The 15,364-nt window shown below is 64.2% G+C and carries 14 protein-coding genes; 5 read left to right on the top strand and 9 right to left on the bottom strand.

The window, feature by feature from the left end; translation table 11 throughout:
* Window positions 1-114 precede the first annotated feature (114 nt).
* From OCA5_RS00245 to ubiE, 7 genes are all read right to left on the bottom strand, one after another.
* The gene (locus OCA5_RS00245) at window positions 115-444 is read right to left on the bottom strand and encodes a PilZ domain-containing protein (RefSeq protein ID WP_013912702.1); all 330 of its coding nucleotides are present in this window, start codon (window positions 442-444) and stop codon (window positions 115-117) included.
* Window positions 445-545: 101 nt separating this feature from the next.
* Complete coding sequence (locus tag OCA5_RS00240; RefSeq protein WP_012561662.1) at window positions 546-2,075, bottom strand: bifunctional tRNA (adenosine(37)-N6)-threonylcarbamoyltransferase complex ATPase subunit type 1 TsaE/phosphotransferase; 1,530 nt, start codon at window positions 2,073-2,075, stop codon at window positions 546-548.
* Window positions 2,072-4,576 (bottom strand): sensor histidine kinase, encoded by a 2,505-nt coding sequence (locus OCA5_RS00235; protein ID WP_013912701.1) that lies wholly within the window; start codon window positions 4,574-4,576, stop codon window positions 2,072-2,074. The genes OCA5_RS00240 and OCA5_RS00235 overlap by 4 nt, the downstream gene beginning before the upstream one ends.
* 129 nt (window positions 4,577-4,705) lie before the next feature.
* Window positions 4,706-5,164, bottom strand: a complete 459-nt coding sequence (dut, locus tag OCA5_RS00230) for a dUTP diphosphatase (protein ID WP_012561664.1) — start codon at window positions 5,162-5,164, stop codon at window positions 4,706-4,708.
* Complete coding sequence (gene coaBC, locus OCA5_RS00225; protein ID WP_012561665.1) at window positions 5,161-6,585, bottom strand: bifunctional phosphopantothenoylcysteine decarboxylase/phosphopantothenate--cysteine ligase CoaBC; 1,425 nt, start codon at window positions 6,583-6,585, stop codon at window positions 5,161-5,163. Before coaBC ends, dut begins: the two co-directional genes overlap by 4 nt.
* Window positions 6,586-6,644: 59 nt before the next feature.
* The gene (gene ubiB, locus OCA5_RS00220) at window positions 6,645-8,219 is read right to left on the bottom strand and encodes a 2-polyprenylphenol 6-hydroxylase (protein WP_012561666.1); all 1,575 of its coding nucleotides are present in this window, start codon (window positions 8,217-8,219) and stop codon (window positions 6,645-6,647) included.
* Window positions 8,216-8,980: a bifunctional demethylmenaquinone methyltransferase/2-methoxy-6-polyprenyl-1,4-benzoquinol methylase UbiE gene (gene ubiE, locus OCA5_RS00215; RefSeq protein WP_012561667.1), complete on the bottom strand. Its 765-nt coding sequence runs from the start codon at window positions 8,978-8,980 to the stop codon at window positions 8,216-8,218. The genes ubiB and ubiE overlap by 4 nt, the downstream gene beginning before the upstream one ends.
* A 76-nt stretch (window positions 8,981-9,056) precedes the next feature.
* Between ubiE and mutM the strand changes: the two genes are divergently transcribed.
* Window positions 9,057-9,941 carry a bifunctional DNA-formamidopyrimidine glycosylase/DNA-(apurinic or apyrimidinic site) lyase gene (gene mutM, locus OCA5_RS00210; RefSeq protein ID WP_012561668.1) on the top strand — a complete coding sequence of 295 codons (885 nt, stop codon included), beginning with the start codon at window positions 9,057-9,059 and terminating at the stop codon, window positions 9,939-9,941.
* Between the two features lie 12 nt (window positions 9,942-9,953).
* Complete coding sequence (locus tag OCA5_RS00205) at window positions 9,954-10,754, top strand: HesA/MoeB/ThiF family protein (RefSeq protein ID WP_012561669.1); 801 nt, start codon at window positions 9,954-9,956, stop codon at window positions 10,752-10,754.
* 21 nt (window positions 10,755-10,775) lie between these two features.
* On the opposite strand, the gene OCA5_RS00200 is transcribed toward OCA5_RS00205, so the two are convergent.
* Window positions 10,776-11,777, bottom strand: coding sequence for a 2-hydroxyacid dehydrogenase (locus OCA5_RS00200; RefSeq protein ID WP_012561670.1), 1,002 nt, complete (start codon window positions 11,775-11,777; stop codon window positions 10,776-10,778).
* A 315-nt stretch (window positions 11,778-12,092) separates the two neighbouring features.
* On the opposite strand from OCA5_RS00200, the gene OCA5_RS00195 reads away from it, so the two are divergent.
* The gene (locus OCA5_RS00195) at window positions 12,093-12,563 is read left to right on the top strand and encodes an SH3 domain-containing protein (protein ID WP_244396215.1); all 471 of its coding nucleotides are present in this window, start codon (window positions 12,093-12,095) and stop codon (window positions 12,561-12,563) included.
* Between the two features lie 103 nt (window positions 12,564-12,666).
* Here OCA5_RS00195 and irrA read toward each other — a convergent pair whose 3' ends face one another.
* A complete protein-coding gene (gene irrA / locus OCA5_RS00190; protein ID WP_013912697.1) occupies window positions 12,667-13,179 on the bottom strand; it encodes an iron response transcriptional regulator IrrA in 513 nt (170 codons plus the stop codon).
* Between the two features lie 211 nt (window positions 13,180-13,390).
* Here irrA and fabA point away from each other — a divergent pair, with 211 nt between their 5' ends.
* Together fabA and fabB are read left to right on the top strand one after the other, a co-directional pair.
* A complete protein-coding gene (fabA, locus tag OCA5_RS00185) occupies window positions 13,391-13,921 on the top strand; it encodes a 3-hydroxyacyl-[acyl-carrier-protein] dehydratase FabA (RefSeq protein ID WP_012561673.1) in 531 nt (176 codons plus the stop codon).
* A gap of 92 nt (window positions 13,922-14,013) precedes the next feature.
* Window positions 14,014-15,237 carry a beta-ketoacyl-ACP synthase I gene (fabB, locus tag OCA5_RS00180; RefSeq protein ID WP_013912696.1) on the top strand — a complete coding sequence of 408 codons (1,224 nt, stop codon included), beginning with the start codon at window positions 14,014-14,016 and terminating at the stop codon, window positions 15,235-15,237.
* Window positions 15,238-15,364: the final 127 nt, after the last annotated feature.

Here is a 15,364-nt window from a genome sequence, read left to right as displayed (position 1 = left end):
CCGGATATGGACACGAAGCCTAAAGCATCGCAACGCCGGCTGCTATTGCGGCCATGCTTGCAGGAAGTTGACGTCGCACGCCTGTCACGACGGAGTGCTACAAGTTCGCGCAGATCAGATTTCGATCATCTGGTCGTTCTGGTTCTTGCGGGCGGACGCGCCGCGGCGCTTCGGATCCTGCTTGAGGAACTGGACGCCGATCTGTTCGCCGTTCACCCAGCACAATTCGCAGCGGCGATAGGCGAGACCGGTCGAGGAGAGAAGCAGGAAGAACTCCTTCAGGGCGAGGCCTTCGACCGAGCCCTGAACCGTGAGCTTCGCTCCGTATTCGGAAATGTCCTCGACGAGGCAGCCGCGGCGCCAAGTGCCGTCGATGCCCATCATGTGTGCCGCGAACCCGCGTTCGAAAACGACTCGTTCGCCTCTACGCCGCTCAGTCGCCATTCGGGTCTCCCACCCGTTGAGGATAACCGCTGAGTGAAATTGCAGCGGTTGGAGGTGTGCGAAAATACCGCTGGCGCGCTAACGGGGCGTAAATTTTCGTTTCAAATGCGAGCGGTCGGCTTAGGCACGTTCGCGGTAAACCAATCCTTAAGGCTCTCAAGCGTGGGGTGGGCGAAGGCGCGCTGCAGGTAATCCCAGATTCGCGGCTGATGCTTGAGGTATTGCGGCTTGCCGTCGCGACGGTTGAGTCGCGCGAAGGTGCCGAGCAGGCGCGTGTTCCGCTGCGCGGACATGATGGCGTAGGTTTCGGCGAAAGTCGCTGCGTCGAATGCCGGATCAGCCTCGCGCCGCGCCGCGACGTAGCGGCCGAGCAACGACAGTTCGATCGCATCGGGCACGTCGATGCGCGCGTCCTGCAGCAGCGAGACGAGGTCGTAAGCCTCCGGCCCCATCACCGCATCCTGAAAATCGAGCAGCCCGACCCGGCTGATACCCTCCCGTCCGCCGAGCCAGATCAGGTTCGGCGAATGGAAGTCGCGCAGCACCCAGGTTTTTCGCGCGGTCTCGATCCGGCCGAGCAGGTCTTTCCAGATCACGAGGAAGTCGGCATGCATCATGCCGCTCAGCGTCACGTCGTGATCGGGCAGATACCAGTCGAGCATCAGCCCGACCTCGGTCATCATCGCATCGAAATCGAATTCGGGAATGGTGTAGGTAATCTTCGGCGCGAGCGACAGCGTATCGGGCAGGTCGATGCCATGCAGCGCGGCAAGCATCGCGGTCGCAACCTGATAGCGCTCGATGATTGGCTCAGGCGGCGAGCCCTGCACGAAGCTTGCGCCACCAAGATCTTCGAGCAGCAGGAAGCCCGCTTCGAGATCGGCGTGATACACCGCCGGTGCGGAGAAGCCGTATTGGCGCAGGCCGTTGGCAAGCGCAACGAAGGGGCGGACGTCTTCGGCAAGATGTACCGCGGCGCTGTAGGACTTGCCGTTGTGGATCGCGGGACCATCGGGCCGCGGCGGCGAGTTCATCAGAACGCGCGAGCCGTTGTCGCCCATCAGCCGCGCGTAGGAGCGCGTCGAGGCATCGCCCGCCATGCGCTTGCGTACAGCATTGCCTTCGCCGGAGAGATTGAGAAACCGGCGCAGCGCGGCAAGGCGCTCGACCTTGGCGGCGGCCTTGCCGTAGCCGGTGATCTCGGCGGCGCGCGCAGAGGAGCCGAGCGAGGGCCTGTGGCTGAAGGCAATGTCGATGCGCTCCTCCGGCATCGCCTCGGGTGCGCGCTCGGGCCACTCGATCAGCGACAGCGTGCCTTCGGGCAGCGGCGACAGCCCGATTTCTTCAAGTTCGCTCGCATCCGCGATACGATAGAGATCGGCATGCAGCACCGGAAACGGCGGCAGATCGTAGGTCTGCGTCAGCGTGAATGTCGGACTTGGCACTTCGTAATCGTCGTCGCCCGCGAGGTAGCGGATCATGGCGCGCGCGGCGGTGGTTTTGCCCGCGCCGAGATCGCCCGACAGCGTGATGGTGTCGCCGGGGCCGGCCAGCAGCGCGAGATCGGCCATCAGCTCGGCCGTCGCAGTCTCATTGGGAAGGGCAACCGAGAAGGAAAAGGGCTCGTTCATTCGGCGGCGCTGCGGTGGAAGGTCTGGTCGGCGGGAAATTCGCAGGTCACCGTAGTGCCCTGATCCACCGCCGAGTCAACCCTCACGGTGCCGCCGTGCAGTTCGACAAAGGAACGCACCAGCGACAGGCCGAGGCCCGCCCCGCGGTGGCGCGAGCCGTTGGCGCGGCTCTCGAACCAGTCGAACATCCGGTCGCGCATCTCCGGCGGAATGCCGGGCCCGGCGTCGGACACGGCGCAGCACACCGCGCCGTTCTCGCGCCACGCGCTGAAGCGGATGGTGCCGTTCGGCGGCGAGAAGCCGATCGCGTTGGCGAGCAGGTTGTAGAAAATCTGTACCATGCGCCGTTCGTCGGCGACGAAGCCGGTCACGGATGGATCGATCTCGACCGCGAGCCGGATGTTGTCGTGCACGAGGCGATCCTGCAGCCCGGCGGTCGCTTCCTCGACCGTCTTGCGCAGATCGACCGGCCCGAGATCGAGCGTCATCGCACCGGCGTTGATGGTGGCAAGATCGAGGATGTTGTTGATGATCGCGAGCAGCGCGTTGGTCGAGGTGGTGATGTAGCCGAGATATTCGCTCTGCTTCACCGTCATCGGTCCGGTCGCAGGGTCGCTCAGGAAATGGGCGAAGCCGATGATGGTGGTGAGCGGCGAGCGCAGCTCGTAGGAGACGTGGTGGACGAAGTCGACCTTCATCTGGTCGGCAGCTTCCAGCGCGTCGTTACGCTCGCGCAGTGCGCGCTCGACGTTGACGGTGTCGGTGACGTCCTGGAACGTCAGCATGGTGGCGCCGTCCGGCAACGGCATTGTCGTGCAGTCGAGCACGCTGCCGTCTTTGCGCTCGAGCCGCAGTTGCAACGGTTCGCGATTATCGATGCCGGTGATTGCCGCGCGCATCGCCTGCCAGGTCGCGGCTTCCTCGAACAGCGGCCTGCACCATTGCTCGATGGTTTCGATATGCGGCTGCTGCTCCAGCGCCTCGGGCGAGAGTTTCCACATCCGCGCGAACGGCGGATTGAACAGTCGCGCGCGGCCGTTGCCGCCGAACACCGCAACCGCTTCGGCCAGATTGTCGAGGGTCTCGCGCTGGACGCGCAACAGGCCGTCATGCTGGCGCTGCAGCTTGAGGCCTTCGGTAACGTCGTCGAACAGGTAAGTTACGCCGCCTTCGGGGTTCGGCGTGGTGACGATGCTGATGGCGCGGCCATCCGGCAGATACCAGGTGTCCTTCGCCGGTTCGACCGCGCGATAGGCCTCGTGCAGCTTGGCTTTCCAGGCGCGGAAGTCCGGCTGCTCGGGAATCTTGCGCATGGCGCGCAGCTTTTCCAGCACGCTCGAATCGTCGGGGCTGGAATCCAGGAACGCGCTGTCGAGGTCCCACAGACGGCGATAGGAATCGTTGTAGAACGCAAGGCGCCGGTCGGCATCGAACACCGCGACGCCGGACGACAACTGGTCGAGCATGCGGCGGTGCGCGCTCGCCATATGCGTCAGCGCGTCCTTGAAGGCGACCGTTTCGCTCGCATCGACCGCCATGCCGACGCTGCCGTCACCGATGTTGAAGGCGAACACGTCGAAGGTGCGCCGTTCGCCGCCGATCGCAACCGGCAGTCGTGCGCGATAGGCCTTGCCGTCCGCGAGCGCGTCGCGCATCGCGGTGCGGTCTTCGCTATCGAGCAACTCCACGCTGCGGGCGATGGCGTCGGCGGGATTTTCCGCTTCGGCGGCCTGCGCATAGGCGGCGTTTGCATAACGGAGTGTGCCATCGGTGCGCAACGCCCAGAGCGGCAGCGGAATTGCGGCGGCGAAGGCACGCAGCGCATCGGTTTCTTCGAGAAGGTCGCGATGGCGCTGCGTGGTTTCGGCAAGCTCGAGCCGGACGCCGCTCAATTCGCGAATCCGCACGATGGCCTGTCCGCCGACCGCGCGGCCCATCGCCTCGATGGCGCGGCCGTTGGAAGTCGCCATCGTCAGCAGGAAGCTTTCGCCGCGCTCGCGCAGACCATCGACGGCATGATCCATTGCCAGTGCCTGCTCGGGATGCAGCCAGGTGCCGAAGGCGAGAATGCGCTGGGCGGGTGCCGTCTGTCCCTGCGGCATCAGCAGTGCGGTGTCGCCGGTAATGTCAGGCCGCTCGTCGCCGGCCGACCAAGCGATCAGCACCTGAGGCTCGGCAAACAGTAGCGCGCGCAGGCGATCGGTTTCGCTTTGCAGCGCCTGATTGTCGGCGTGCAACTTTGCCTCGGTCGCGGCTGCGGAGAGCCGCGTGCGCAACAGCGCGATGGTTGCGACCACCGAGAAGCATGTCACCGCAACGAAAAGCGCGAGAGCGGGCATCTCAGGGCGCTGCAGGCCGCTGAGAATCATCGTGGTGGTGTCGAGAACGACATTGTCCGCGGCATGAGCGGGAACCGTTCCTGCGAGGATGGCGAAGCCGCCCTGCACGAGCCTCGTGCATGACAAAAATCTTCGACGTATCGCCCGAAGGACGTCCGACATTCCCGACCTAACCGCCGCCCACGAATCAAATCACAATACCCTCCCCGGGACTCGAGGGGTAAGAGTCCAGACCGTGAACGTGTCGGATCAGCGCCAATTCGTTGGCGCAGTGTGATGATGAAGACGGTGTCAGCGGCCCGTTGAGCCGAAGCCGCCGGCGCCGCGCGCGCTCATTGGCAGTTCCGCGACCGGTTCAAACGCAATCTGCACCACAGGCGCGACCACCATCTGCGCGATACGCTCGCCGCGCCGGATGATGAAGGTCTCACGGCCATGGTTGATGAGCGGCACGCCGATCTCGCCGCGATAGTCGGCATCGATCGTGCCCGGCGCGTTCAGTACGGTGACGCCGTGCTTGACGGCGAGGCCCGAGCGCGGACGCACCTGCGCCTCGTAGCCCGCAGGCAGTGCGATCGCGAGCCCGGTCGGAACCAGCGCGCGCTCGCCCGGCGCGATTGCAAGTGGCTTGTCCTCCGGCACCGCAGCGAGCAGGTCGAGCCCGGCGGCGTGCTCGGTCTGGTAGGCGGGCAGCGGCAGGCCCTGGCCATGCGGCAGTTGGGTGACGGCAATCCGCAGCGGTTCGGTCATGAGGCGGGGGTACTTTCTGTCGAAGATGAAAACGTATCGGCGATGCGCGCGACAAGGCGTGCCGCGACGTCGGTCTTGCTCATGGCGGGCCAGGCTTCCGGCGCCTCTTGGTCTTTGATGAAGATCTGCACCGCGTTGCTGTCGCCGCCCATGATTCCGGTCGCGGGCGATACATCGTTGGCGACGATCCAGTCGCAGCCTTTACGGGCGAGCTTGGCGCGAGCGTTCTCGGCGACATGCTCGGTCTCGGCGGCAAAGCCGATGACGAGCGGCGGCCGGCCGGTCGCGCGCTTTGCAATGGTCGCGAGAATGTCGGGGTTCTCGACGAGTTCCAGCGCGGGCGCACCGTCTTTGCCTTTCTTGATCTTCTGCGCGCCGGCCTGCGCAACGCGCCAGTCCGCAACCGCTGCGGCGAAGATCGCGACCTCAGTTGGCAGCGCGGCTTCGACCGCGGCGAGCATCTCCTGGGCAGATTCGACCCGGATTGTTTTGACGCCCTTCGGGTCCGGCAGATTGACCGGCCCCGAGATCAGCACGACGTCGGCGCCGGCGGCTGCCGCCGCCACGGCAATGGCGTAGCCCTGCTTGCCGGAGGAGCGGTTGGCGATATAGCGCACCGGGTCGATTGGCTCATGCGTCGGCCCCGCGGTGATCAGTACGCGACGGCCTTTCAGGATTTGTGTTTGCGCGGGCTGCAGCAGCGTCAGCGCGCCCGCGGCGATCTCGAGCGGCTCGGCCATCCGGCCGATGCCTGCCTCGTTCGCTTCCGCCATTTCGCCGCGGTTGGGGCCGACAAAGGTGCGGCCGTCGCGGGCAAGCTGGGCAACATTGCGTTTGGTGGCGGCGTTATTCCACATTGCCGGGTTCATCGCGGGCGCAAGCAGCACCGGCTTGTCGGTGGCAAGCAGGATCGCGCTCGCCAAATCATCAGCGAGGCCCTGCGCCATCTTCGCCATCAGGTCGGCGGTGGCGGGCGCGACCACCACGAGGTCGCAATGCCGCGCGAGGCGGATGTGCCCGGCATCGAACTCGCTCGTGGGGTCGAACAGATCCGTGTGGCAGGGGCTTCCCGCCAGCGCGCTGGCGCTGAGCGCCGTGACGAAGCGTTCGGCCGCGCGCGTCAGCACGCAACGCACCTCGCAGCCGCATTCCTTGAGGCGGCGGATCAGGTCGAGGGCCTTATAGGCAGCGATGCCGCCGCCGATGATGAGGGTGACGCGGTAGCGCCCCTCGGGTGCCTGCAGGGGCGGCGAGGGCGTCTCCGGAGCGGCAGCGGGCGGCAAGGGCGCGCTATCCTCGAAAGCGGCCTGCCGCAGGATCACCCGCAGTTCATCCTCGACCGAGCGGCCGCTTTGGGCCGCACGCAGCTTGAGCGCGGTCTTGATGGCGTCGTCAAGTTTGCGGACGGTGAGGCTGGCCATGCGTAAATCTAGCATTTGATTGCATTGCAATCAAATCATTGCAGATATGATTGCAATGCCTACGCCCGGATGGATATCCAGAGCAGCCCCAGGAGGCTCAGTGCAATCACCCAGAGCGCCAGCGTGGTCCAGCGCCGGGTGCGGGCCTGCTGGCGGCCGAGCGCCGCCACGGTTTCCGGCGAGAGCACGAGCCCCCCGCGGGTCATGCTCTCGAAATGCTCCAGCGCGGCGACCGAGCGGGTAGCGATGGCCGGCAGGCCGGAGATGATCCGGCCGAGATCGCCCGCCCCGGAGGCGGCCTGCTGGATGCGGCCGATCGGGCCGAGATTGCGCTCGATCCATTCGCGCACCACGGGCTCGGCCGTCTTCCAGATGTCGAGCTTGGAATCGTAGGCGCGCGCGACGCCCTCCACCACCACCATGGTTTTCTGCAGCAGGATCAATTCGGGCCGCGTGCGCATATCGAACAGTCCGGTGACTTCGAGCAGCAGCGTCAGCAATTTCGCCATCGAGATTTCGTCGGCGGCGCGATTGTGGATCGGCTCGCCGATGGCGCGAATGGCCTGCGCGAAATTCTCGACCGAATGGTGCGCGGGCACATAGCCCGCCTCGAAATGCACTTCGGCAACGCGGCGATAATTGCGGGTGATGAAGCCGTAGAGAATCTCCGCGAGGAACTGCCGCTCTTTCAGTCCGAGCCGGCCCATGATGCCGAAATCGACCGCGACGAGCCGTCCGCTTTGATCGACGAACAGATTGCCGGGATGCATGTCGGCATGGAAGAAGCCGTCGCGCAGCGCGTGCCGCAGAAAATTCTGGATCACCTTGCGGCCGAGCGCAGGCAGATCGATGCCGGCAGCTTCCAGTCGTGCGCGATCGTTGAGCGCGATGCCCTCGATCCATTCCATCGTCAGCACATGATGGCTGGTGCGATCCCAATCGACGGTGGGCACGCGGAAGTCGGCATCCTCGCGCGTGTTCTCCGCCATCTCGGAGAGGGCGGCTGCCTCGAGCCGCAGGTCCATCTCCATGGCAACAGAGCGGGCAAGCGTTTCGACGATCTCGGTGAAGCGCAGCCGCTGCGCCTCCGACGACACGCCTTCCGCTTTGCGCGCGGCATAGCGAAACGCACTAAGATCGTTATGAAAGCGCGCATCGACATGCGGGCGCAGAATTTTCACCGCGACGGTGCGCGTGCCGTTTGCGTCGGACACTTCCGCGCGATGCACCTGCGCGATCGAAGCTGCGGCAACCGATGGGCCGAATGATGCGAACAGCGATGAAATGGGCTTTTCCAGCGCGCCCTCGACCACCGCGATGGCCTCGCTTTGCGGGAACGGCGGTAGACGGTCCTGCAGGTTTTCGAGATCGCGCGCCATGACGACGCCGACAACATCGGGGCGGGTTGCAAGGAACTGGCCGAGCTTGACGTAGGTCGGGCCAAGTCGCGTCAGCGCCCGCGACAGCCGCGCGCCGGAGCCTGCATTGCGCCGCTCGATCAGGCGCGCAAGACGGATCGCGAATTGCGCGGGCGGCGGCAGTGGCGAGGGATCGACAATGCCAAACACGCCTTCGCGTGCGAACACGAAGGCAGCATGGGCAAGCCGCGAAATATGCACGAGCGATGAGATCACAAGCGCCAGCCCGAATGCAGCGCGACGATGCCGCCCGAAAACAGTTCGTATTTGACGCGGGCGAATCCGGCGTCGCGGATCATGTCCGCAAACGTATCCGGCTTCGGAAACTGCCGGATCGATTCGACGAGGTAGCGATAGGATTCGGCGTCGCCCGTTACGGCCTTGCCGATCTGCGGGATGACGTTGAACGAGAACAGATCGTAGATCGTATCGAGGCCGGGCACATTGACGGAGGAGAATTCGAGACAGAGAAACCGCGAGCCGGGCTTGAGCACCCGATGGGCCTCGCGCAACGCCAATGGAATTTGCGGCACGTTGCGGATGCCGAAGGCGATGGTGTAGGCGTCGAAGCTTCGGTCGGCAAAGGCCAACGCCTCGGCGTTGCCCTCGACGAAATCGACGCGGGCCTCAAGCCCCTGCGCCAGCGCGCGCTCGCGGCCGACGGCCAGCATGTCGGTGTTGATGTCGCAGACGGTGGAATGGAAATTCGGACCGGCCACCTTCGCCGCCCGGAAGGAGATGTCGCCGGTGCCACCCGCCACGTCGAGCATCCGGAAGGAGGCATCCCCGCGCGGCGGGTTCAGCGTCTCCACCATCAGGTTTTTCCAGACCCGGTGCAGCCCGCCCGACATCAGGTCGTTCATCAGGTCGTAGCGCCGCGCGACGTTATGAAAGACCTCGTTGACGAGGCCCTGCTTCTGGTCGGGGGAGACCTCCCGATAGCCGAAATGTGTCGAGTTGTCTGGCGCCTGGCTCATATTCATTCTCCGGCCGCCACCATAGCGTGGCGGGCGCAATGGCGCTATCACCTCGGACGTTCAAGGTGAATCCGAAATGCCCGAATTGCCTGAAGTTGAAACGGTCCGCCGCGGCCTTATTCCAGCCATGGAAGGTGTGCGTATCGCCCGCGTCACTGCCCATCGCAACGATCTGCGTTTTCCGTTGCAGACGGATTTCGTCGCACGGCTCGGTGGTCGCGTCGTCACCGGGCTTGGCCGCCGGGCCAAGTATCTGCTGGCCGACCTCGATTCCGGCGACGTGCTGCTGATGCATCTCGGCATGTCCGGCTCCTTCCGCGTTGCCATGGACGGCGGGCAGGAGGCGACGCCCGGCATTTTCCATCATCCGCGCAGCGAGAGCCGCACCCACGATCATGTCGTGTTCGAGATGGACAACGGCGCGGTAATCTCGTTCAACGATCCGCGTCGGTTCGGCTACATGAAGATCGTGGCCCGCGCCGACCTCGAGGCCGAACCGTTCCTGAAGGCGCTCGGACCGGAGCCGCTGGGCAATGAATTCAATGCCGCGATGCTGGCGCAGGCCTGCGCAGGCAAGGCGACCTCGCTGAAAGCAGCGCTGCTTGACCAGCGCGTCGTGGCAGGTCTCGGCAACATCTATGTCTGTGAAGCTCTCTATCGCGCTCATCTGTCGCCGAAACGCCGTGCCTCGACGCTGGCGTCGCGAACCGGCGCCCCGAGCGGGCATGCGGAGCGGCTCGTGCCGGCGATCCGTACCGTCCTCAATGCCGCGATCGAGGCCGGTGGCTCGTCGCTGCGCGATCATCGCCAGACCACAGGTGAACTCGGCTATTTTCAGCATTCGTTTCAGGTCTACGACCGCGAAGGCGAGCCCTGCCGCACGCGTGGTTGCAAGGGCACCGTCAAACGCTTTACTCAGAACGGCCGCTCGACCTTCTGGTGTCCGAGCTGTCAGAAGTAGGTTCTCGATATCATGCTGACGTCCGAAGAGCTTGAACGCTACGCCCGCCACATCGTCCTGCACGAGGTCGGCGGTCAGGGGCAGGCTGCGCTCAAGGCGGCGAAGGTGCTGGTGATCGGCGCGGGCGGGCTCGGTGCACCGGCTCTGATGTATCTTGCCGCAGCCGGCGTCGGCACGCTTGGCGTCATCGACGACGACGTGGTGACGCTCTCGAACCTGCAGCGGCAGATCATTCACACCACCGCCGATGTCGGCAAGGCCAAGACGGATAGCGCAGCGGAAAGCGTCGCGGCGCTCAATCCGCATGTGCGCTTCATCACGCATCAGACGCGGCTGCAGGCCACCAACGCGCTGGAGATTGTCGGCGGCTACGATCTCGTCGTCGACGGCTCGGACAATTTCACTACACGTTACCTCGTCTCGGACGCCTGTTTCCTTGCACGCAAGACATTGGTTGCCGGTGCGCTCGGCATTTTCGATGCGTCGCTGACGACGATCCGCGCGCATGAGAAGAATGCGGACGGCGAATTCAATCCGACCTATCGCTGCCTGTTTCCGGAAGCGCCGCCGCCCGGCACGATCCCGACCTGCGAGGAAGCAGGTCTAGTTGGCGCGTTCGCGGGCGTGCTCGGCTCGATGATGGCGCTGGAAGCGATCCGCGAGATCATCGGCTTCGGGGAAGGGCTGGTCGGGCGGCTGCTGATGATCGATGCGCGCGCGATGCGCTTCGAGACGCTGCGCTATGCGCGCGATCCCGCCAATCCGCTCAACGGCGACCATCCCACCATCACGGATCTGTCAGGCCACCGCTAGAGCGTTATCGCTCCTGAAGGCTTACACCATGCTCGGCAGCACGCGGTCCGGCGGCTTGTGGCCGTCGAGGAAGGTGCGGATGTTGATGATGACCTTCTCGCCCATGTCGACGCGGCTCTCGATCGTTGCCGAGCCCATGTGCGGCAGCAGCACCACCTTGTAGGCCTTGGCGAGGCGGATCAGCTTCGGATGCACCACAGCTCCGTGCTCGTAGACGTCGAGCGCGGCGCCGGCGATGTCGCCATCCTCGAGAAGCTTCACCAGCGCTGCTTCGTCGATCACCTCGCCGCGCGCGGTGTTGACGATGTAGGCGTCCTTGCGGATCAGCTTCAGGCGGCGTGCCGAGAGCAGGTGATAGGTGGCCGGCGTATGCGGGCAGTTCACCGAGATGAAATCCATCCGCGCCAGCATCTGGTCGAGGCTTTCCCAGTAGGTCGCGCCGAGTTCTTCCTCGATCGCGGGGCTGACGGGGCGGCGGTTGTGGTAGTGGATCTGCATGCCGAAGGCATGGGCGCGGCGCGCCAGGGCCTGGCCGATGCGGCCCATGCCGATGATGCCGAGCCGCTTGCCGCCGAGGCGATGGCCGAGCATCCAGGTCGGCGACCAGCCGGTCCACTTGCCACCTTCGGTGAGGATGGAGGCGCCCTCGATCAGTCGCCGCGGCACGGCGAGAATCAGCGCCATGGTCATATCGGCGGTATCTTCGGTCAGCACCTTGGGGGTGTTGGTGACGGTAATGCCGCGCGCGACCGCTGCGGCGACGTCGAGATTGTCGACGCCGTTGCCGAAATGGGCGATCAGCCGCAGCTTGCCGTTGGCATGGGAGAGGATGTCGGCGGTGATCTCGTCGGTGACGGTCGGAACCAGCACATCGGCGTTCTGAACCGCATCGATCAGTTGCGCCTTGGTCATCGGAGCGTCGTCGACGTTGAGGCGGGTATCGAACAGTTCGCGCATGCGCGTTTCGGTGCTGTCAGGCAGTTTGCGCGTGACGACGACCAGCGGCTTTTTCTTACCCGACATCGTTCATCCTCAAGATCAGACTGAGCGGTGTTCAGTCCGCATTAACCGACGTGTTCGAATGTACACCCGGACGCCGGCCCGCGAAGGCTTCCCGTTCTATGCCCAAGGTATCCCGTGTTGAAGACTTCGGTCCTCTCTATCAGAAGGCCGGATCAAGACAAGAACCTGAATAGCTGGGGAAAGGCGGTTGTGGCGGTGTCGGCCTTGCGTCTCGTCCGAATGTCTAAGATGCGGCGCAGCGGAAGTAACGGAATGCGGATGATGGAATTACGGTCTTCGATCTGGGCGATGCTGCTGGCGCTTGCAACATGGGGAATGACGGGCGGAACCGGGCAGGCCGCCAAGGACGTGCAGACGACGAGTGGTCTGCCGGTGCCGCGTTACGTCAGCCTGAAGTCCGATCACGTCAATGTCCGGGGCGGCCCGACCAAGGATCAGGACGTGAGCTGGATCTACACCCGCGCGGGGCTGCCGGTCGAAGTGACGGCAGAGTTCGAGAACTGGCGACGCGTGCGCGATTCGGAAGGCTCGGAGGGCTGGGTCTATCACTCGCTGCTATCTGGCCGCCGCACCGCCGTGGTGATCATGAAGAACAAGGACGAGCTCGCGGTGCTGCGTGACCGTCCCGATGAAGAAAGTGCGGTGGCCGCGCGGCTGCAGGCTGGCGTGATCGCGCAGGTGAAGCGCTGCACCGGTACATGGTGCCGCATCGCGGGCGACGGCTTCGACGGCTGGATTCGTCAGCAGCGGCTGTGGGGCGTCTACGCCGACGAGAAGCTCAACTAGAGCGCGTTGAAGTCTCGCGCCGCTCCCGCAAAATGCTACGGCCGGGAACGATCCCGGCCGAAAAGCAAATCAGTGAAATAACTGTCGGGCTTTAGTGCGCTGCTCAGCGCTTCTTGCGCAACCGCACGACCATGTCGACGCGGCTGATCTCGTAGCCTTCCGGCACTTCCGGCATCTGCTGCAGCATCAGGTTCTGGTCGGGGATATCGACCAGCTCGTGATTCGACTCGAGATAGAAATGGTGATGCGAGGAGACGTTGGTGTCGAAATAGGTCTTGGTACCGTCGACGCTGACCTGGCGCAGAAGGCCTGCATCGGTGAGCTGGTTCAGCGTGTTGTAAACGGTCGCGAGCGACACCGGCACTTTGGCGAGGGTCGCTTCTTCGTAGAGCATTTCTGCGGTGAGATGGCGATCGCCCTTGCCGAACAGAAGCCAGCCGAGCGCCATGCGCTGGCGGGTCGGACGCAGGCCGACGGACTGCAACATTTCGTTGACGTCATGCCACGGGCAGCCGGTGAGCTTCGGCGCGGGGGTGTGAATGTGCGCAGCGTCATCCAGATGGCCGGAGCGAGGCAGGGCCTCTTCGGCGGTGTGACGGAGCTCGGTGCTGTCCATGTCGCTCACTTCGGTAGTTCCTTTAGAAACGCAGATACCCTTGAAAAACAGAAGCCTCTCAAAGCTATCGTACAGAAAGGCATGTGCACATGCAAGTTTTTCGCAACTGGGCCGGGATTTGGCAAACCGCCCGGCCACTCGCGGCTTTGCTGGTTTAAATGCCTATGTTAGGACCGGTTCGCAACGGCACTGTGCCGAAACGGGAGTTTTTATGCGCGAGCGGCAAAACAGCTATGAATACGAGGACTTGCTGGCTTGCGGCCGGGGCGAATTGTTCGGCCCCGGGAATGCCCAGTTACCGTTGCCGCCGATGCTGATGTTCGACCGGATCGTCGAAATTACCGAGACCGGAGGCGAATTCGGCAAGGGAGTTATCCGGGCCGAACTCGATGTTAAGCCGGACCTGTGGTTTTTCGGTTGCCACTTCAAGGGCGACCCCGTGATGCCGGGCTGCCTCGGCCTCGACGCGCTCTGGCAGATGGTCGGCTTCTTCCTCGGCTGGACCGGTGGTTCGGGGCGCGGGCGCGCGCTCGGCCTCGGCGATCTGAAGTTCTCGGGGCAGGTGTTGCCCCATGTGATGCGGGTTCAGTACCACATCGATATGAAGCGCATCATGCGCTCGCGGCTGGTGCTCGGTGTCGCGGATGGCTGGCTTTCGACGGATGGCGAGATTATTTATCGCGCAACCGATCTGAAGGTTGGACTTTTTCAACAGGACGCGGCGGCGCAAGCCGGAAAGTGATTCAGTGCGGGAGTGCCTGGAATAAGCTTCCAGGCCCGAAGAAACGGCCGGACACAAGGCCAGAACAGCGGATCGAGCAAGGCGAGGCAAGTATGCGGCGAGTTGTCGTCACGGGGATGGGGATTGTCTCATCCATCGGAAACAACACTCAGGAAGTTCTGGCGAGCCTTCACGAGGCGAAGCCGGGTATCACGCGTGCCGAGGAATATGCCAAGCTCGGTTTCCGCTCACAGGTGCAAGGCGCGCCGACGCTAAATCCTGCGGAGTTCGTCGATCGCCGGGCCATGCGTTTTCTCGCGGAAGGCGCTGCCTGGAATCACGTCGCGATGGATCAGGCGATCCGCGATTCCGGTCTCGAGGAGACTGATGTCTCCAACGAGCGCACCGGCATCATCATGGGATCGGGCGGGCCTTCGGCGCGCACCATCGTCGAGGCCGCCGACACCACGCGCACCAAGGGGCCGAAGCGCGTGGGCCCGTTTGCGGTGCCCAAGGCGATGTCCTCGACTGCCTCTGCAACGCTTGCGACATGGTTCAAGATCAAGGGCGTGAACTATTCGATCTCGTCGGCGTGTGCGACCTCCAATCATTGCATCGGCAATGCCTATGAGATGATTCAGTACGGCAAGCAGGACGTGATGTTCGCGGGCGGCTGCGAAGAACTCGACTGGTCGCTGTCGGTGCTGTTCGACGCGATGGGTGCGATGTCGTCGAAGTACAACGACACGCCGTCCACGGCCTCGCGCGCTTACGACGTCAACCGCGACGGTTTCGTTATCGCGGGCGGTGCCGGCGTTGTGGTGCTGGAAGAACTGGAGCACGCCAAGGCGCGCGGCGCGAAGATTTACGGCGAGATCGTCGGCTACGGCGCGACCTCCGATGGCTACGACATGGTGGCGCCGTCGGGCGAAGGTGCCGAGCGCTGCATGCGCATGGCGCTCTCCACGGTGAAGGCGTCGATCGATTACATCAACCCGCACGCGACTTCGACGCCGGCGGGCGATCCGCCCGAGATCAATGCGATCCGTCACGTGTTCGGCGTGGGCGACAAGTGCCCGCCGATCTCCGCCACCAAGTCGCTCACCGGCCATTCGCTCGGTGCAACCGGCGTGCAGGAGGCGATCTATTCGCTGCTGATGATGAACAACGGTTTCATCTGTGAGAGCGCCAACATTCAGGAACTCGATCCGGTCTTTGCCGACATGCCGATCGTGCGCAAGCGCATCGACGACGCCAAAATCGGAGCCGTGCTGTCGAACTCCTTCGGGTTCGGCGGCACCAACGCCACACTGGTGTTCAAGCGGCTTGATGCCTGATGGTTTTTCACCTCTCCCCGCTTGCGGGGAGAAGTCGCCGCGCTTCGCGGTGGGTGAGGGGCTTTTCCCCGCGCCCTTTTGCCCCTCACCCCGACCCTCTCCCCGCGAGCGGGGAGAGGGGGTATCA

Source organism: Afipia carboxidovorans OM5, assembly GCF_000218565.1.
GTDB classification, from domain to species: domain Bacteria; phylum Pseudomonadota; class Alphaproteobacteria; order Rhizobiales; family Xanthobacteraceae; genus Afipia; species Afipia carboxidovorans.
This window is presented reverse-complemented; position numbering and strand designations above follow the sequence as displayed.